15 protein-coding genes are annotated in these 17939 nt (G+C 67.2%); 5 read left to right on the top strand and 10 right to left on the bottom strand.

What is annotated here, in order from left to right:
• Positions 1-62: 62 nt before the first annotated feature.
• Positions 63-827, top strand: a complete 765-nt coding sequence (gene radC, locus J3P31_RS10685) for a RadC family protein (RefSeq protein WP_210528435.1) — start codon at positions 63-65, stop codon at positions 825-827.
• Positions 828-981: 154 nt separating this feature from the next.
• Here the strand turns inward: radC and secA are convergent, their stop codons facing one another.
• Positions 982-3795, bottom strand: a complete 2814-nt coding sequence (gene secA / locus J3P31_RS10690; RefSeq protein ID WP_210528674.1) for a preprotein translocase subunit SecA — start codon at positions 3793-3795, stop codon at positions 982-984.
• 198 nt (positions 3796-3993) lie between these two features.
• On the opposite strand from secA, the gene J3P31_RS10695 reads away from it, so the two are divergent.
• The 3 genes from J3P31_RS10695 to mutT are packed head-to-tail and all read left to right on the top strand — an operon-like array spanning position 3994 to position 6603.
• Positions 3994-4974: a peptidylprolyl isomerase gene (locus J3P31_RS10695; protein WP_210528436.1), complete on the top strand. Its 981-nt coding sequence runs from the start codon at positions 3994-3996 to the stop codon at positions 4972-4974.
• Position 4975: 1 nt separating this feature from the next.
• A complete protein-coding gene (gene argJ, locus J3P31_RS10700) occupies positions 4976-6193 on the top strand; it encodes a bifunctional glutamate N-acetyltransferase/amino-acid acetyltransferase ArgJ (RefSeq protein ID WP_210528437.1) in 1218 nt (405 codons plus the stop codon).
• Positions 6190-6603 carry an 8-oxo-dGTP diphosphatase MutT gene (gene mutT / locus J3P31_RS10705; RefSeq protein WP_368373063.1) on the top strand — a complete coding sequence of 138 codons (414 nt, stop codon included), beginning with the start codon at positions 6190-6192 and terminating at the stop codon, positions 6601-6603. Before argJ ends, mutT begins: the two co-directional genes overlap by 4 nt.
• Positions 6604-7300: 697 nt before the next feature.
• On the opposite strand, the gene infB is transcribed toward mutT, so the two are convergent.
• The 6 genes from infB to pip all read right to left on the bottom strand — a co-directional run bounded on the left by infB (position 7301) and on the right by pip (position 15223).
• Positions 7301-9826 carry a translation initiation factor IF-2 gene (infB, locus tag J3P31_RS10710; RefSeq protein ID WP_210528438.1) on the bottom strand — a complete coding sequence of 842 codons (2526 nt, stop codon included), beginning with the start codon at positions 9824-9826 and terminating at the stop codon, positions 7301-7303.
• Between the two features lie 16 nt (positions 9827-9842).
• Positions 9843-10484 (bottom strand): RNA-binding protein, encoded by a 642-nt coding sequence (locus J3P31_RS10715; RefSeq protein WP_210528439.1) that lies wholly within the window; start codon positions 10482-10484, stop codon positions 9843-9845.
• Between the two features lie 19 nt (positions 10485-10503).
• Positions 10504-12102, bottom strand: coding sequence for a transcription termination factor NusA (nusA, locus tag J3P31_RS10720; protein WP_210528440.1), 1599 nt, complete (start codon positions 12100-12102; stop codon positions 10504-10506).
• Complete coding sequence (gene rimP / locus J3P31_RS10725) at positions 12102-12722, bottom strand: ribosome maturation factor RimP (RefSeq protein WP_210528441.1); 621 nt, start codon at positions 12720-12722, stop codon at positions 12102-12104. The genes nusA and rimP overlap by 1 nt, the downstream gene beginning before the upstream one ends.
• 135 nt (positions 12723-12857) lie before the next feature.
• On the bottom strand, positions 12858-14168 hold the full coding sequence (locus tag J3P31_RS10730; protein ID WP_210528442.1) for an ABC transporter substrate-binding protein: 1311 nt from the start codon (positions 14166-14168) through the stop codon (positions 12858-12860).
• On the bottom strand, positions 14168-15223 hold the full coding sequence (pip, locus tag J3P31_RS10735) for a prolyl aminopeptidase (protein WP_210528443.1): 1056 nt from the start codon (positions 15221-15223) through the stop codon (positions 14168-14170). The genes J3P31_RS10730 and pip overlap by 1 nt, the downstream gene beginning before the upstream one ends.
• Positions 15224-15276: 53 nt before the next feature.
• On the opposite strand from pip, the gene ubiG reads away from it, so the two are divergent.
• Entirely contained in the window at positions 15277-16050 is a 774-nt protein-coding gene (ubiG, locus tag J3P31_RS10740; protein ID WP_210528676.1) for a bifunctional 2-polyprenyl-6-hydroxyphenol methylase/3-demethylubiquinol 3-O-methyltransferase UbiG, read from the top strand.
• Here ubiG and J3P31_RS10745 read toward each other — a convergent pair.
• From J3P31_RS10745 to J3P31_RS10755, 3 genes are read right to left on the bottom strand one after another with little or no spacing between them, the layout of a single operon-like run.
• The gene (locus J3P31_RS10745; protein ID WP_210528444.1) at positions 16034-16861 is read right to left on the bottom strand and encodes a carbon-nitrogen hydrolase family protein; all 828 of its coding nucleotides are present in this window, start codon (positions 16859-16861) and stop codon (positions 16034-16036) included. The genes ubiG and J3P31_RS10745 overlap by 17 nt on opposite strands.
• A 5-nt stretch (positions 16862-16866) precedes the next feature.
• Complete coding sequence (gene grxC, locus J3P31_RS10750) at positions 16867-17130, bottom strand: glutaredoxin 3 (RefSeq protein ID WP_210528445.1); 264 nt, start codon at positions 17128-17130, stop codon at positions 16867-16869.
• Positions 17131-17184: 54 nt separating this feature from the next.
• Complete coding sequence (locus tag J3P31_RS10755) at positions 17185-17934, bottom strand: ComF family protein (protein ID WP_246849447.1); 750 nt, start codon at positions 17932-17934, stop codon at positions 17185-17187.
• Between the last annotated feature and the right edge of the window lie 5 nt (positions 17935-17939).

A 17939-nucleotide genomic window follows, 5' to 3' on the forward strand; every position in this document is an offset into this window, starting at 1 on the left:
GCGCCTATCCCCATCCCCGCACATTCATGATTCCTTAACCATGATCCGGCACCCTGCCGGGCATGACTCATCCGCCTGGCTTGGCCGATCCCCATACCCTCTTCCCCTTGGACGGGGACGAAGCCCTGCCCGTTCCACCGGCAGGGGGGAAGCTGCCGTCTTACATCGCAGATCACCGGGCGCGTCTGCGGCAGCGGTTCCTGGACGGCGGCGCGGCAGCCCTTCCGGATTATGAACTGCTGGAACTGGTGCTGTTCCGTGCCATCCTCCGGCAGGACGTGAAGCCGCTCGCCCGACGTCTTCTGAACCTGTTCGGAGACTTTGCCTCGGTCACGTCAGCCCCCCTGCCCCGACTTCTTCAGGTCGAGGGTGTCGGCCCTGCTGTGGCGACGGAGTTGAAGATCGTGGAAGCGGCCGCGCATCGCATGGCTCGCGCCAAGGTGCTGCGCCGCCATGTGGTGTCGTCCTGGGCACAGCTTCTCGATTATTGTCACACGGTCATGGCGCACAGGGAGCAGGAGCAGTTCCGCGTCTTGTTCCTTGACCGCAAGAACGTCCTGATCGCCGATGAGGAGCAGGCACGCGGCACTGTCGATCATGTGCCAGTCTACCCTCGTGAGGTCGTCAAGCGCGCACTGGAACTGAACGCGAGCGCTTTGATCCTTGTACACAATCACCCCTCCGGCGATCCCACTCCCTCCCAGGCTGACATCGACATGACCGGACAGATCGAGGCTGCCGCACAGGCGTTGGGTCTGGTCCTGCACGATCACCTGATCATCGGACGCGAGCGTGAACTGAGCTTCCGCGCTGAAGGACTTCTGTGACGCGGACGACCGTGCCAAGGAACTTTGCCTCGGCACGCCGGCCGGGCTTCGCCTGACCCTGTCGAAGCCAAGTCCACCCGGCGTTTCACGTGAAACAGAAAGGCCGGAGCAGGTTCCTGCCCCGGCCTTGTTCAACTCCTGGACACCTTGGGTCCTAATAGGCCCCATGACAGTGCTTGAACTTTTTTCCCGATCCGCACGGGCATGGATCATTGCGCCCGGGATTGCCCCATGTGCCGGGGTCATCGGCATTGAACCCTTCGCGGGGCGTTCCTGCGACAGGTTCGGCCTCCGCGACTGCAGCACCTCCAGCCGCCAGCGAAGGGGCTGCCACCTGGATCGAATTGACAAGGCTCGTCGGCGGCACGGGGGTCGGCCTGTTGGACGCCGGCGCCGCCGCTTCAGGCTCCTGCCCGATCCCTTGAGCCACCTGCTGGGCGCGCCGCTGCTGCAGAAGGTTCTGCATCAAGGCCTGGCTTTCCTCGGCCGTCATGGGCCGCAGCACGGACAGCTTCTGGGTCACCTCCTCACGCAGCGAGTCGAGGAGCTTCTCGAAGAGTTGGAAGCTCTCGGTCTTGTATTCGCTGAGGGGATCGCGCTGGGCGTAGCCCCGGAAGCCCACGACCGAGCGCAGATGCTCCAGCCGCAGCAGATGCTCGCGCCATTTGCCATCGATCGTCTGAAGCAGGATCTGCTTCTCGATGCTGCGCATGGTCTCGGGGCCGAAAGCGGCTTCCTTCTCGGCCATGAACTTGTCGGTGGCCTCAATGATGCGGTCCCGGATGGAGTCCTGGTCCACGCCTTCCTCGCCAGCCCACTGGAGGATGGGAAGGTCCTGCCCAAGCTTCAGCCGCACCGACTCCGCCAAGGCGTCGGTCTGCCACTGTTCCGGATAGGATCGCGGCGGCATGAAGTCGTCCACGAGGTCATGAATGACCTGATGGCGCATGTCGGCCACGATCTCGTTAACGTCCTTGGACTCCATGATCTCCCGACGCTGGGCGAAGATGACCTTGCGCTGATCGTTCATGACGTCGTCGAACTTGAGGAGCTGCTTGCGGATGTCGAAGTTGCGCCCTTCGACCTTGGCCTGAGCCCGCTCCAACGACTTGTTCACCCAAGGGTGAACGATGGCTTCACCTTCCTTCATACCCAGGGTGGACAGCACCTTCTCCAGCCGCTCGGAGCCGAAGATCCGCATCAGGTCATCCTCGAGCGACAGGAAGAACGAGGAACGCCCCGGGTCGCCCTGGCGGCCGGACCGGCCACGGAGCTGGTTGTCGATCCGCCGGCTTTCGTGCCGCTCGGTGGCCAGGACATATAGCCCCCCGGCCTGCTTCACACGCTCCTTGTCGGCGGCATGCTCCGCCTCGATCCGGGCACGGACCTCATCGGGATGCGCCTCGGGATCGGCGGCCAGCGCCTCAAGCACCTTCATCTCGACGTTGCCGCCCAACTGGATGTCCGTCCCACGCCCGGCCATGTTGGTGGCGATCGTCACGGCGCCGGGCTGCCCGGCCTCGGCCACGATCTGCGCTTCGCGCGCATGCTCGCGGGCGTTCAGCACATTGTGCGGGATGCCCTCGCTCCTGAGCATGTTCGAGAGCATCTCGGACTTCTCGATCGAGGTCGTGCCCACGAGGATGGGCTGTCCGCGTTCGTGGGCATCCCTGATCGCCTTGACGATGGCCTCGTACTTCTCCCGAGCAGTGCGGAAGACCTGGTCATGCTCGTCCTTCCGGGCCACGCCGCGGTTGGTCGGGATCTCCACCACGCCCAGGTTGTAGATCTCGCGGAACTCGTCGGCCTCGGTCAGCGCGGTCCCGGTCATCCCGGCCAGCTTGCCATACAGGCGGAAGTAGTTCTGGAAGGTCACCGACGCGAGGGTGACGTTCTCGGGCTCGATCTGGACGCTTTCCTTGGCCTCGATCGCTTGATGCAGTCCGTCGGACAGGCGACGTCCGACCATCATGCGGCCGGTGAACTCATCGATCAGAACGACCTTGCCGTCGCGGACGATGTAGTCCTTGTCGCGCTGGAACAGCTTGTGCGCGCGCAGCGCTTGGTTGACGTGGTGGACCAGGGTCGTGGACTCGGGGTCGTAGAGGCTTTGCGTCTCGGGCAGCAGGCCCGCCTCGCGCAGCTTCTCCTCCAGAACGTCGTTGCCCTCGTCGGTGAAGGTGACGTTGCGGGTCTTCTCATCGACCGTGTAGCCGCTTTCCGGCAACAGCGGGATCAGCTTGTCGACGCGGATATAAAGGTCCGAGCGGTCCTGCGACGGTCCGGAGATGATGAGGGGCGTCCGCGCCTCGTCGATCAGGATCGAGTCCACCTCGTCCACGATGGCGTAGTTGTGACCACGCTGCGTCATCTGCGACAGGTCGGACTTCATGTTGTCGCGGAGGTAGTCGAAGCCCAGTTCGTTGTTGGTGGCGTAGGTGATATCGGCCTGGTAGGCCTCGCGCTTCTCGTTCTCGGGCTGCTGCGGGACCACGATGCCGGTCGTCAGGCCCAGCATCCCGTACACCTTGCTCATCCACTCGGCGTCACGCCGGGCCAGGTAGTCGTTGACCGTCACGACATGGACGCCCTTGCCCGCCAAGGCGTTCAGAGTCGCTGGAAAGGTGGCGACAAGGGTCTTGCCCTCCCCGGTCTTCATCTCTGCGATGTTGCCCTGGTGAAGGAAGATGCCGCCCATGAGCTGGACATCAAAGGCGCGAAGGCCCAGCGCCCGGCGGGCCGCCTCACGCACGAGCGCAAAGGTTTCCGGCAGCAACCGGTCCAGATCCTCGCCCTGCCTGGCCCGTTCCCGCAACGCGGCCGTGCGGTCCTTGAGCCCCTGGTCGCTGAGCGCCTTGACTTCGGCCTCGCGCTCGTTGATCGCCTGTACCAGGGGGCGGACCGAGCGGACCTTGCGGTCGTTCGGGGTGCCGAAGATGCTCCGCGCGAGCGTGCCCAAACCCATAATCGTCGTCCTCGTCCTCTGTCCGCGCCCTCCGGGCCCGGACCGGGACTCCCGCCGAATTGAGAGGAGGTTCCTTGTGGCCCGCGCGCGCCCGGCCTAGATGGGGGCCGGTGCGCCCCCTCGGGATGTTCGCGGACATAAGGGGGGGCTGTCCCGCTGTCAACGCGGCCCGGGTGGGCCGCCCGATCAAGGCTTCGTTCCATGCTGAAACAGCTCATGCTCCTCCAGACCGCCTCCGCGCTGGCTCTGGCCCTGGCCTTGCCGGCCAACGCGCAGGAGACGACGACCGAGGACGCCCCGGCCGCCCAGGCTCCGGCCGCCGACACGGCTGCGACCCCTGAGGCGTCGGGTGCGGAGGCAGGCACGACCGAAGCCCCCGCCGAGACACCCGCTGCTCCGTCCGAGCCTGCGACACGCGACACCGTCGTCGCGACCGTGAACGGGACGGACATCAAGTTGGGCCAGGTTCTGATCGCCGTCCGCCAGCTGCCGCCCCAGTACCAGCAGCTGCCGCCCGACATCCTGTTCGGCGGCGTCGTGGACCAGCTGATCCAACAGGAGCTCCTGGCCCAATCCGTGACGACCCCGTCCCCGTCCACCGAGATCGCCCTGGAGAACCAGCGCCGGTCGCTGCTCGCCAACCAGGTGATCGGAGAGATCGCCACGGCGGCGGTCACGGACGAGGCGCTGCAGCAGGCCTATGATGCCCAATACGCGAACGTCGAGCCTACGACGGAATGGGACGCCTCGCACATTCTGGTCGCCAGCCAAGAGGAAGCTCAGGCCGCGATCGATCGCATCAACGGCGGCGAGAGCTTCGAGGATGTCGCCAAGGAACTGTCCACCGACACCGGGTCGGGCTCCCAGGGCGGCGAGCTGGGCTGGTTCAGCGCCGGCATGATGGTGCCCGAGTTCGAACAGGCGGTGGCCGGCCTTGAAAAAGGTCAGCTGTCGGCACCCGTCCAGTCGCAGTTCGGCTGGCACATCATCCGCCTGAACGACACCCGTCCCAAGGCGGCTCCCACCCTCGAGGAGGTCCGGAGCGAGCTGGAGGGCCAGATCCAGCAGGAGGCCGTGCAGGCGCGCCTGACCGAGCTCGAGGGCGCCGGTCAGGTCACGCGTCCGGAGCCGGGCCAGTTCGACCCCGCCGTCCTCAACGACCCCTCGCTGCTCGAGGACTGAGTTGGCGCCCAAGATATCGCCCCTGGCGCCCGCACGTTTTCCGGACCTCCCCGTTATCGGGGGGGTCCGTTTCGCCTCTGCCGCCGCCGGCGTCCGCTACAGCGGGCGCACGGACGTGATGCTGGCTGTCTTGGACGATGCCGTCGTGGCCGGGACCTTCACCAGGTCGGCCACCCGCTCTGCAGCCGTCCGTGACTGCGAGAGCAAGATGGCACAGACTGACAGCAGGCCCGCAGCCTTCCTTGTCAATTCAGGCAACTCCAACGCCTTTACGGGCCGTCGTGGCGAAGAGGCTGTGCAGGCGATCTGCCATGCAGCCTCTGAAGCGCTCGGCCTGCCTGCGAAGCGGATCTTCACCTCCTCGACCGGGGTGATCGGAGAACCTCTGCCCTGGGAGAAGGTGGCCCAAGCGGTCCCTGCCCTTCGCGATGCGTTGGACCCAAACGGGATCGACGCCGCGGCCAAGGCAATCATGACCACCGACACGTTCCCCAAGGGCGCCAGCGCCGAGGTCGTTCTGCCGGGCGGGACGGTGCGGATCGCAGGCATCGCCAAGGGGTCGGGCATGATCGCGCCGGACATGGCGACGATGCTCGTCTATGTCTTCACTGACGCGCGGCTCGATCAGGCGGAATTGCAGGCAATCACGTCATCCGCCTGCGACAGGACGTTCAACCGGATCACGGTGGACAGTGATACGTCCACTTCGGACACCCTTCTCGTGGCTGCGACCAGCGCCTCAGGGGTGGACGTTGCTGGGCATCCAGAGTTTGCCCAAGCGCTGGAGAAGGTGTTCCTCGATCTGGCGCTCCAGGTGGTCAGGGATGGTGAAGGCGCACAGAAACTCGTGGAGGTCCGCATCACCGGCGCGGCGGACGAAACGGACGCCCATCTCGTCGGCATGGCGATCGCCAACTCCCCCCTGGTGAAGACGGCCGTGGCTGGCGAGGATGCCAATTGGGGGCGCATCGTCATGGCGGTCGGAAAGTCGGGAGCACAGGCGGACCGGGACCGACTGTCGATCCGCTTTGGCGACATCACCGTCGCCAAGGATGGTTTCCGGGCCCCCGACTATTCGGAGGAAGCGGCTTCGGCCTACATGAAGAGGTCCGAGTTGGTCATCGGCGTGGACCTGGGCCTTGGTTCGGGTGAAGCCACGGTGTGGACCTGTGATCTGACCCACGGGTACATCGATATCAACGCCGACTACCGGTCGTGACCGGCACGGCGAAACCCATCGTGCTCGTGGCGGCCGTCGCTTTGATCGATGCCGACGGCCGCGTCCTTCTGGCACAACGTCCCGAAGGCAAGACCATGGCGGGACTTTGGGAGTTTCCGGGCGGCAAGGTCGAACCCGGAGAAACCCCCGAGGCGGCCCTGATTCGTGAGCTGCGCGAGGAACTTGGCATCGACACCCACGCATCCTGCCTCGCCCCACTGACCTTCGCAAGTCACGCCTATGAGGCGTTCCATCTTCTGATGCCGCTGTTCGTGTGTCGCCGCTGGCAAGGCACGCCGCAGCCCCAGGAAGGACAGGTCCTCAATTGGGTGCGGCCAACAGACCTGCGGAGCTATCCGATGCCGCCGGCCGACATACCTCTTGTTCCCGTACTCCGCGACTGGTTGTAGAACTTCTGTGACACTCTCCTAAAGTTGAGCGTTTTCTCGGCAGAATTAGTGCATAGTTAACTTATACTATGGCAGCTTGATGACAGCCGGTTCGGCGGGAGGGAGAGCAGATGCTGCGCACGATCCAGATTGGGACCTGCGTTTCGGTCCAAGGTTTTTTCGTCCGTCAACTCGACGACGGTCGTGTTGTGGTCCGTGTCGATGACAAGACCTACAAGGGGTTCCCCATAGAACGGCCCCTGCCCCGAGCCGCCTGAGCTTGTCATCCGGCTGTCCGGGATGCCCGTGCCGAAAGGTGTGGGCACTGGGCCAAGAGCCACCGGAGTGTTGAGGTTCTTGGCCCGGAGCGCAGAGAACAACGTGCTTGGGCGCGTGTTCTCAGGTGCCGTAGATTTAGTCCGGTAGATGGTCGGGGCAAGATCCTCCGACTGATACTGCCAGTCCAGCCGCCCAAGGCGTCGAGCTACGTGGGCGGTAGGACCTGGGTCAGGGCGTGCGGGCGTAAGTCCTAAACGCCGATGTCGGCGATCTGAGGACTCAACCCGAAGCGCTAGGTCCGACCGACGGGCCTCTCGCGGCTCAGGTTATCCAGAAGACCGCGGCCTTCAAGCTGACTACCCATAAGTCTGATGAAGAAAGGGGAGTTGGCTCAGCCAACTCCCCTCAACTTTGGTGTTCCTGGGCAGGATGATGGACGTCAGAGCGTCCGTTCCACCGTCTCGCGCTCGAAGATCTCGATGATGTCGCCTTGGCGAACGTCGTCGTAGTTCTCGAAGGCCATCCCGCATTCCTGGCCCGACTGGACCTCGTTGACCTGGTCCTTGAAGCGCTGCAGCGTCTTGAGCGTGCCTTCGTGGATGACCACGTTGTCCCGCAGCAGACGAACGCCCGCCGACTTGCGCGCCACGCCTTCGGTGACAAGACAGCCCGCGACCTTGCCCACGCCCGAGACCTTGAAGACCTCGAGGATGCGCGCGTAGCCGATGAACCGTTCGCGCACCTCGGCCTTGAGAAGGCCAGACGCCGCGGCTTTGATGTCGTCCACCAGGTCGTAGATGATCGAGTAGTAGCGGATCTCCACGCCCTTCTGGCTGGCCGCCGACCGCGCCGGCGCGTTGGCACGGACGTTGAAGCCGATGACCGGCGCCTTGGACGCTTCGGCCAGGCCCACGTCGGATTCGGTGATCGCACCGACCCCGGAATGGAGCACGCGAACGCGCACCTCCTCGTTGCCGACCTTCTCAAGCGCCTGTGCAATGGCCTCGGCCGAGCCCTGCACGTCCGCCTTCACCACCACCGGCAGTTCGGCCACGTCCTTGTCGGCCTTGGCACGCGCCATGAGCTGTTCCAGCGTGGTCGCCGCACCCGCAGCCGCCCGCTTGTCGCGGGTGACCTTCTCACGGTAGTCGGCGATCTCGCGGGCTTGGCTCTCGGTTTCAACGACGTTGAGGACGTCGCCAGCCTCGGGCGTGCCGTTGAGGCCGAGGACCTCCACCGGGACCGACGGGCCGGCTTCGTTGACCGTCTCGCCCTTGTCGTTGATGAGCGCGCGGACCTTGCCCCACTTCTCGCCCACGACGAAGATGTCGCCTTTCCGAAGGGTGCCGTTCTGCACGAGCACCGTCGCGACCGGACCGCGACCGACATCGAGCTTGGCCTCGATCACAGCGCCCATGGCGGGACGTTCGGGATTCGCCCGCAATTCCAGGATCTCGGCCTGGAGCGCAATGGCCTCGAGCAGGTTGTCGAGCCCCTGCCCCGTCTTGGCCGAAACCTCCACGTCCTGCACGTCGCCCGACATCGCCTCGACCACGACCTCGTGCTGCAGCAGGTCCGTGCGGACCTTTTGCGGATCGGCGTCGTACTTGTCGATCTTGTTGATCGCCACAATCATCGGGACCTTGGCGGCCTTGGCGTGATTGATGGCCTCGACTGTCTGCGGCATCACGGCGTCGTCCGCTGCCACCACCAGCACCACAATGTCCGTCACCTGCGCGCCGCGGGCCCGCATGGAGGTGAAGGCCGCGTGGCCGGGGGTGTCGAGGAAGGTCAGGATCGAGCCGGAGTCGGTCTTCACCTGGTAGGCGCCGATATGCTGCGTGATGCCGCCGGCTTCGCCGGACACCACGTTGGCGTGACGGATCGCGTCCAAGAGCGAGGTCTTGCCGTGGTCGACGTGGCCCATGATGGTCACGATCGGTGGACGCGGCTTGAGCTGCTCCGGCGCGTCGGCGACGGTATCGATCGCGTGCTCCACGTCGGCATCCGACACGCGCACCACACGATGCCCGAACTCGTCGATGATGAGTTCGGCGGTGTCGGCATCCAGAGTCTGGTTCTGGGTCGCCATGATGCCATTGCGCATCAGCGCCTTGATGACGTCGGCCACGCGCTCGGCCATGCGGTTGGCCAGCTCGGCGACCGTGATCGCCTCGGGAAGCTGGACGTCACGCACGATCTTCTCACGGGCGTCATGGCCGCCCATGGCCTTGGCGCGCGCACGTTCCTGCTTGCGGCGCATCGCTGCCATGGAGCGCTGGCGATCGCCATCGCCCAGGGCCTGCGTCAGGGTGAGCTTGCCACCACGACGCTCCTCGGTTTCCCGGGCGGGCTTCGCCTTGGTTTCCTTCGCCGGGCCACGGCTGTCGCCCTTCTCGCGATCGGGCTTGCGGGCCTGCAGCGCGGCGCGGCGGTCCTCCTCGGTCGGCGCAGGACCGGTTTGGGCCGGCGCACGCGCCGGCGTGGCGACCGCAGCGGCCTGGGCGGCGGCCTTGCGTTCGGCGATGAGGCGCTTGCGCTCCTCCTCGGCGGCGGCGGCCCGTGCGGCCTCCTCGCGCTCGCGCTCCTCGCGCTCGCGGGCCTCGATCTCGGCGCGCTTACGGGCGCGCTCCTCTTCGCGGGCGGCTTCCTCGACGGCGCGGCGGGCCGCGTCCTCCGCCTCGCGGGCGCGAGCGGCGGCCAGCGCCTTCATGCGCCGTTCCAGCTCGGCGTCCGAGATGCCGGCCGGGCGCTTCGAGGGATCGCCCAGGATCGCGCTGGCGCGCGTGGCGGTTCCCGCCGGCGCCGGCGCGGCGGCCGGCGGCGTTGCCACCACCCGCTTGCGTGCCTTGGTCTCGACCACGACGTTCTTGGTCCGGCCATGCGAGAAGCTTTGCTTCACGTTGCCGGGACGGGAGCCGGGGGTACGAAGTCCAAGGGGTTTCTTGTCGCCGGTATCGTTCATGAAGGGTATCTAATCCTCAGGGAGCGGCGCGGTCGCCGCCTTCCAGTTCTCTTAGGCCACGGAGTTTCGCGGCCTCCTCTACAACACGGTCGGCCAAGGCGCCAGACGCCAATGCCGCATGAATCACGGTTGGGCGACCAAAAGCCTGCCCCAGTTCCTCACTGGTGAGGCAACCGAAGTAGCGCGCGCCTTCGGGCGTCCAAAGCTTGGCCTTGCCCCGCTCGGAGCCGTCAGAGGCCTGAAGCAGGACGCGGATGTGGGCCCATGATTTCTTTCCGAGACCTTCGCCCGCAAGAGCCAGGGCCTCCTTGACCTTCTCGAAGCCCGCAATGGCGAGCCCCGCCTTCCGAGCGAGCGACACCAGGTCGATGACGCGATGCGCGAGCTGACGCTCGACTTCGTCGGCTAGACCTTCGGGTACGGTGACGGGAGCCTTTGCCGCGCGGGCGAACTGACCCTTCCTCGCTTGCTCCAATATGGGGCGCGAGGCGGTCACATACAGCCCCCGTCCGGGAAGTTTTCCGGAAATATCCGGCACCACCGCATTGTCGGGTCCCACGACGAAACGCACGAGGCCCGACTTGGGCCCCGTTTCGTTCGTGACGAGGCAGCGCCGTTCCGGCTCCTCGCGTTCCACTTTGGCTCCGCCTCGCGTCATCGCGGCGATCCGGAGGAGGTCAGACCTCCTCCGCCTCCTCTTGGCTGGCCTGATCGATCTCGTCCGGGTCCACCCAGCCAAGAGCCACGCGCGCCGACATGACCATGTCCCGGGCTTCTTCCAGGCCCAGATCGAACTTTTCGAGGATGCCGGTGTCCTTGACGCGTTGGCCGTCCTGCTCCGTCCAGCCGCCGGCCAGTTCCCAGTCGGCCAGGGTTGCGAAGTCCTCGAGCGTCTTCACGCCGTCCTGGGCCAGCGCCTCGATCATCGGCGGCGTAAGGCCCGGGAAGTTGATGAGGGCTTCCTCGACACCGAGGGCGCGGGCGCGGTCCAGGATCTTCTTGCGCTCGGCTTCGATGTAGTCGCGGGCGCGGGCCTGAAGCTCCTCGGCGGTCGACTCGTCCACGCCATCGATCGCCAGGAGATCCTCCTGATCCACGTAGGCCACTTCCTCAAGCGTCCGGAAACCTTCCGCAACGAGGAGCTGGGCGAAGAACTCGTCCAGGTCCAGCGCCTGCACGAAGAGCTTGGTGCGCTCGTCGAACTCCTTCTGACGGCGCTGGCTTTCCTGCTCCTCGGTGAGGATGTCGATGTCGAGGCCAGTGAGCTGGGACGCCAGGCGCACGTTCTGTCCGCGCCGTCCGATGGCCAGCGAGAGCTGCTCCTCGGGGACCACGACCTCGATCCGCTCGGCCTCGTCGTCGAGCACGACCTTGGAAACCTCGGCCGGTTGCAGCGCGTTCACGAGGAAGGTCGGGACGTCCTCGTTCCAGGGGATGATGTCGATCTTCTCGCCCTGGAGCTCATTGACGACAGCCTGCACGCGCGAGCCCCTCATGCCGACGCAGGCGCCGACGGGGTCGATGGAGTTGTCGTAGGAGATGACGGCGATCTTGGCGCGCGAACCGGGATCGCGGGCCACGGCCTTGATCTCGATGACGCCCTCGTAGATTTCGGGCACTTCCATCTTGAACAGCTCGGCCATGAAGCGCGGATCGGTCCGGCTCAGGAAGATCTGCGGGCCGCGCGGCTCGCGGCGCACATCCTTCACATAGGCGCGGATGCGGTCGCCCGGACGGTAGGCCTCGCGCCCGATCTTTTCGTTGCGGCGAAGGATCGCCTCGCCGGCGCCGACGTCCACGACGACATTGCCGTACTCCTCGCGCTTGACGGTGGCGTTGATAATCGAGCCGACGCGGTCCTTGAACTCCTCAAACTGACGGTCGCGCTCGGCCTCGCGGACCTTCTGGAGGATGACCTGCTTGGCGGATTGCGCGGCGATGCGGCCGAGGTCCACGGGCGGAACCTCGTCGACGATCTCGTCACCGATCTTGGGCTCGGGGAGGTACTGCTTCGCCTGCTGGACGGTCAGCTGCGCCTGATAGTTCTCGACGGCGTCGTCCTCGACCACGGTCCGGACCCGGGTGAAGGTCGCACGGCCGGTCTTGCGGTCGATCTTGACGCGGATGTCCATCTCGGCGCCGTAGCGGGACTTCGCGGCACGGGCGAGCGACTCCTCCATGGCTTCCACCACGAGGCCGGGATCGATCATCTTCTCCCGGGCGACCGCCTCGGCGGTCTGGAGAAGCTCCAGCTGGTTCGCGGAGGTGATGGCCATCAGTGTTTCTCCTCTTGATTCGGGGCGGGAGCATCAGCTTCATCCTCCCCGTCGATGATGGTTTCGACGGCGTCGAACTGGGCCTCGTCGATCTCGCCCCGGTCGCGGCGGCCGCGCAGCGTTTCGCGGATCAGATCGTCGGTCAGCACGAGCTTGGCGTCGGCGATCCAGTCGAACTTGAGCCCGATGGTCACGTGCTCGGCCCCTTGCTCGATCTCGAGCAGCACCTCGTCGCCTTCGGTGCCCTGGAGCGTGCCCTTGAAGCGCTTCCGATTGTCCACGGGCTCGGACAGCTCCAGCTTGGCCTCGTGCCCGGCCCAGGCCTCGAAGTCCTTGAGGCGGGTCAGGGGACGGTCGATGCCGGGCGAGGACACCTCGAGCGTGTAGGCGTCCGAGATCGGATCCTCGACATCAAGCACGGCCGACACGGCGGTCGAAAGACGGGCGCAGTCGTCCACCTCCATGGTGCCGTCGGCACGCTGGGCCATGATCTGGAGGGTGGGGTGCTGGCCGCTCATGAGGCGCAGGCGCACGAGTTCCAGGCCCATGTCGGAAGCCACGGGCTCCACGATCTGGGCGAGGCGTTTGTCGATGGCGGTCTTGGCGATAAGGTCGGACATGGTGTTCAGGCAGTCCCAGAAACGGAAAAACGGGCGCGCGGCCCGTCGATAGTCTGCCGGTGGGCGCCGGGGGTGGAGACCGGCGCGCCGCTGTCAAGGGGCATATAGGCGGATGCGGTGGCCGATGCAAGGGATTTAGGCGAACCACCAGCGTTCGGCCAGCCGCCCGCCGTCCAAGGGCGCCAAAGGGGACACGGCGGCGTGATGGGCCAGACCGGGGGCGTGCAGCGTCACGGCAGGAATATGGGCCGCCACGACCACGGGCGCGCGCTCGGCGCAGAGGACCTGTGCCGCGGCATAATGGGCTGCCCGCTCGGGGCCTTCGGTCACGCGGGCCGCAGCCAGGTGGCGGAGCAGGGTAGGATCGCCGTTCAGGGCGGACCAGGGACCGGACAGGGCACGCCGGAAGGTCGCCTCCTCGGTCGGTGATCCCTCCCAGGCGGACAGAATGGGGCTCAGGCCGCCCAGCGATGCGGCCGGGTCCGGGGCAGGGACGGAAAGGAGCGCCAGGGCCGGATGGAGCGGCCCCAGCGGATGGTCGGCGGCCGGTTCGCCACTCCAGTCCGCCGCAATCGCAGCCCGGTCGAGCGCATGACGCAGGTGGCCCGACAGCGCAGGGTCGGCACCGGCCGGGAGCCGGGCATGAAGCTGACGGTTGCCCTGAACGGCCGTGGCCGGAAACCCTGCGGCGAGGGCCTCCCTCAGGAGATCGGGAGGCAGCGGATCGACGACATCCACATCGCCGGCCAGAAGAGCCTCGAGCCGCTGGAGCGGGGCGGGCAGGGACACTGCCTCCACGGCCTCGAACCAGCCGGCCTGGCCGTCCTTCCAATGGGAGGCGACGCGGTCGAGCCGGAGAAGGCCAGGGGCCTGCCGGTCCGAGACCCGGTAAAGGCCTGTCCCGGTCCCGTCGAGAGTGCCTTCGGGGCCGATGATCAGATGCGGGTCCGCCAGAAGGAGCGGGAAGTCGGGGTCTCCCTCGGGCAGCGTGACCCGCAACGCATGCGGGCCCTGCGCCTCGAGCGACGTCACATGCGCGAGAAGGCCGCCAAGGTGCCTGGCCAAGGAGGCCAGCACATCGGACGAGCGGACGTCCCGGCCATCATGGAACAGGGCATCCCGGCGCAACGTGATGTGCCAGAGCCGGGCGTCCGGGGTGGCCTCCCACGCCTGGGCCAGCTCACCGACCAGTTCACCGGTGGCGCGGATCTCGGTCAGGGTCTCGTGAACCGCTCCCTGCGCAAGCACGGCCGGAGCGCCGGTCCAGTCATGCCGGGGCAGGGCGCCTGCCAAGCCGATCCGCAACGTGCCCGTGCGCGTGCGGGCCTGAAGGGGCACCCCGCTCGCCGCCAGCACGCCGGCCAGCACGCCCGCGCCCAGCAGGCCGCGCCGGCTCACCCGGGAGTCGAGGCGGCGCAGCGGCGGGGCAGGGCGGCGGCGGATCATCAGGGGGCGGCCTGTCGCTGCCGGCTGGGCGAGAACCGCTCGCCCAGCCCGTCCATGGCGCGAACGAGAGCGGCGGTGATGCCGGGCTCGCTCAGGGCATGACCGGCTTTGGCGACCATCTCGAGGCGAGCGGCGGGCCAGGCGCGGGCCAAGGCCCAGGCCGAGGAGGGGGGGCAGATCATGTCGTAGCGGCCCTGCACGATCACGCCCGGGATATGGGCGATCCGGTGCATGTTGGACAGGATCGCCTGGTCGGGCCGGAGAAATCCGCCGTTCACGAAAAAGTGGTTCTCAATCCGGCTGAAGGCGCGCGCGTAATCCGCCGGAGCATCGAAGCCCCCCAGGGGGGCGCCCGTCACGGCATGGGTCCCGCCCGGCCCCTCGCTGTCGATCGACGCCAGCGCATTCTCCCAGCCGGCCCAGGTGCGGGCGAACCGCACCTCCTCGCGCAGGTCGCCCGAGAACAGGCGGCGGTTGTAGGCCGCGATCAGGTCGCTCCGCTCCTCCTCGGGGATCAGTGCGGTGAAGCGGTCCCACAGGTCGGGCCAGAATGCGCCTGCGCCGCCGCCGTAGAACCAGTCCAGCTCGCCTTGGGTCATCAGGAAGACGCCGCGCAGCACGAGGGCGCGCACCCGCTCGGGGTGGGATTGCGCATAAAGCAGCGCGAGCGTGGCCCCCCAGGAGCCACCGAAGACGCAGGCCCAGAGATCAATGCCAAGATGCTCGCGGATCCGTTCGATGTCGGCAACGAGGTGCCACGTCGTATTGGCCTCGACCGACGCATGGGGGCGCGAGCGGCCGCAACCACGCTGGTCGAACAGCACGATCCGGAAGATGCGCGGATCGAAGTAGCGCCGCATCGCCGGGCTGCATCCGCCCCCCGGACCCCCATGGAGCACCACGACCGGCAACCCGTCGGGATTGCCGCATTCCTCCACGTAGAGACGGTGACCCTCCCCGACCTCAAGCGCATACGTCGCAAATGGCTCCAAACCCGGATAAAGGGCGGGGTGCGGTGCGAAGCGGGCGTGAAGGGGCGCAGAGACCTTGTCCATGACGGGGCTATATCATTCCTTGGGGAGAGGTTGCGAGGGGAGACACCATGCATATGCGCGCTGACGAGTCGACGGGGAAGGGGGCGTCCGGTCGCAGCATCGATGCCTCCGAAGTCGAGAAGTTCGAGCGGATGGCCGCTGAATGGTGGGATCCCCAGGGCAAATTCAAGCCGCTCCACATGCTGAACCCGGTGCGGCTCGACTATATCGTGACGCAGATTGCGGCGCGGTTTGGACGTGACCGGCGCGATCCGACGCCCTTTGCGGGGCTTCGCCTGCTCGACATCGGCTGTGGCGGAGGATTGCTGAGCGAGCCCATGGCCCGGCTGGGGGCCGAGGTGGTGGGCGCGGACGCAGCGGCGCGGAACATTCCCGTGGCGCGCCTTCACGCCGAGCAGTCCGGCCTGGCGATCGACTACCGGCACACCACGGCCGAGGCGCTGGCCGAGGCGGGGGACCGGTTCGACGTCGTCCTCAACATGGAGGTGATCGAGCACGTGGCCGATCCGAAGGACTACCTCCGGTCCGTCCACGAGCTGCTCAAGCCCGGGGGACTCCATGTCTGCTCCACGATCAACCGCAACGCCCGGAGCTACCTGATGGCCATCGTGGGGGCCGAGCAGGTGATGCGCTGGCTGCCCCGTGGCACCCATGACTGGCGCAAGTTCATCACGCCTGACGAGCTGTTCGGGTTGCTGCGGGCGTCAGGCCTGCGGCCCGTCGACCGGATGGGCATGGTCTTCAACCCGGTGACCTGGTCCTGGCGCCTGTCCGAACGCGACCTGGCGGTGAACTACGTCACCTCCAGCGTCAGGGAACCGGCCTAGGACCCTCGAAGGGCCGATCATGGAGGAGGGCGGGGATGCGCCGCCGCGCCTTTTCGACCTCCTCCAGATCCAGGTCCACAAGGGTGACCCCCGGGTTGCGTCCCGCATCGGCCAGCACCTCGCCCCAGGGGGCGACCGCCAGCGAATGACCATGGGTCAGGCGCCCGCCCGCGTGCTCGCCGGTTTGGGCCGCGGCCAGCACGAAGCAGCCCGACTCGATGGCCCGGGCGCGCAGGAGCACCTCCCAATGCGCCTCACCCGTCGGGCGCGTGAAGGCCGCGGGCACGAGGAGGACCTGGGCTCCGGCCTTGGCCAGCGCCCGGAACAGGTGCGGGAAGCGCAGGTCGTAGCAGATGGCGAGCCCCAGGGTCGCGAAGGGCAGGGCCGCCGCCACCGCTCGATCCCCCGGCCGGAAGCCCTGTGATTCGCGCCAGGTCTCCGTGGCCGAGACGTCCACGTCGAACATGTGGATCTTGTCGTAACGCGCGGCGATGCCGCCGTCGGGCCCGATCAGGAAGGAGCGGTTCGCCAGCCGTCCGTCCGCGTCGCCGGTGCGGATGGCCAGCGACCCTGCCGCGATCCAGACACCCCAGGCGGCCGCCTCCTCCCGCAGCCCGGCCAGCACGGGATCGGCATCCTCGCTGGTCGCGACCTCCAGGAGCCTGGCCCGGGGGGCCACGCAGTTGGTCACCTCCGGCGTGCAGAGCAGTTGCGCGCCACCCTGGGCCGCCTCGGCGATCATGGGCCGGAGCCGCGCAAGGTTATCCGCAGGGTCGTCGAACGACGAGAGTTGCAGCAGCGCCGCGCGCATCGCGTTCAGGCGGTTCCGGCCAGCATCGGGTCGAGCTTGCCCGCCTCTTCCAAGGCATACAGATCGTCGCAGCCGCCGACATGATGTCCGTCGATGAAGATCTGCGGCACGGTGCGGCGGCCGTGGGCGCGCTGCATCATCTCGGGCCGGCGGGTCGGATCCCGGACCACGTCCACTTCGGTATAGCTCGCCCCTTTCTGGGCAAGGAGACGCTTGGCCGCGTGGCAGTAGCCGCAGGTCGGGGAGGTGTAGATCTCGATGGTCGCCATGGGTGGCCTCCTGAAGCTGTTGCCCTCTAACCTAGGGGCGGGCAGCGCAGGGTTCTAGGGCTCGAACAAGGCACGGGCGAGGACCAGGACGCGCACGTCCGCCGCTCCCGCCTCACGGGCCGCCCCGGCGCAGGCCGAGAGGGTCGCACCGGAGGTCATCACGTCATCGATGAGCAGGACTGCGCGGCCCTGAAGGCGGCGGCCTTGGCGTGGGTGCGGCACGATGACCCCCGACAGCGCGGCGGCGCGCGCTTCCCGCCCGCCATGGCCGAGCGAACGGGTCGCACGGCAGCGGACCAGCGCGTCGGGCACGACCGGGCGCCCAAGGAGGCGCCCCGCCTCGCGCGCAAGCAGTTGGGCCTGGTTGTAGCGCCGCCGCAGGAGGCGGCTCCAGTGCAGCGGGACGGGAACGAGCACCTGGTCATCCTGGAGCAAAGGGCTGGCCGCGGCGGCGAGCCAGCGTCCCATCGGCTTGGCAAGGTCCGTGCGGTCCCCATGCTTGAGAGCCAGCGCGAGTTGCCGTCCCGTTGCGCGATAGGGCAGCGCGGCGCGACCACGGCTCCAGGGGCGGGGGCGGCGGAGGCAATCGTCGCAATGGACCGGGCCGGCATCCTGGCCGGGCAACGGAATCCCGCAACTGTCGCAGACAAGCGCGCCCATCAGGAACCCGGCGTCCCGCCAGCAGGGTCCGCAGAGCGCGAATTCGGATTCGGTCAGGGCGCCGCAGGCGATGCAGGCGGGCGGATAGACGGCCCGGCGCAGAGCCCCCAGGACCTCTACCGTCGCCGTTCGCGCGCTTTTCAACAACC

Origin of the sequence: Rubellimicrobium arenae (genome assembly GCF_017916275.1) — a bacterium.
Classification (GTDB): Bacteria; Pseudomonadota; Alphaproteobacteria; order Rhodobacterales; family Rhodobacteraceae; genus Rubellimicrobium; species Rubellimicrobium arenae.

What these genes read in the sequence shown, in the direction of transcription:
- infB (WP_210528438.1), bottom strand. Translation starts at nt 9,826, where the DNA reads ATGAACGATACCGGCGACAAGAAACCCCTTGGACTTCGTACCCCCGGC.
- J3P31_RS10695 (WP_210528436.1), top strand. Translation starts at nt 3,994, where the DNA reads ATGCTGAAACAGCTCATGCTCCTCCAGACCGCCTCCGCGCTGGCTCTG.
- nusA (WP_210528440.1), bottom strand. Translation starts at nt 12,102, where the DNA reads ATGGCCATCACCTCCGCGAACCAGCTGGAGCTTCTCCAGACCGCCGAG.
- radC (WP_210528435.1), top strand. Translation starts at nt 63, where the DNA reads ATGACTCATCCGCCTGGCTTGGCCGATCCCCATACCCTCTTCCCCTTG.
- ubiG (WP_210528676.1), top strand. Translation starts at nt 15,277, where the DNA reads ATGCGCGCTGACGAGTCGACGGGGAAGGGGGCGTCCGGTCGCAGCATC.
- J3P31_RS10745 (WP_210528444.1), bottom strand. Translation starts at nt 16,861, where the DNA reads ATGCGCGCGGCGCTGCTGCAACTCTCGTCGTTCGACGACCCTGCGGAT.
- J3P31_RS10730 (WP_210528442.1), bottom strand. Translation starts at nt 14,168, where the DNA reads ATGATCCGCCGCCGCCCTGCCCCGCCGCTGCGCCGCCTCGACTCCCGG.
- J3P31_RS10715 (WP_210528439.1), bottom strand. Translation starts at nt 10,484, where the DNA reads ATGACGCGAGGCGGAGCCAAAGTGGAACGCGAGGAGCCGGAACGGCGC.
- rimP (WP_210528441.1), bottom strand. Translation starts at nt 12,722, where the DNA reads ATGTCCGACCTTATCGCCAAGACCGCCATCGACAAACGCCTCGCCCAG.
- pip (WP_210528443.1), bottom strand. Translation starts at nt 15,223, where the DNA reads ATGGACAAGGTCTCTGCGCCCCTTCACGCCCGCTTCGCACCGCACCCC.
- grxC (WP_210528445.1), bottom strand. Translation starts at nt 17,130, where the DNA reads ATGGCGACCATCGAGATCTACACCTCCCCGACCTGCGGCTACTGCCAC.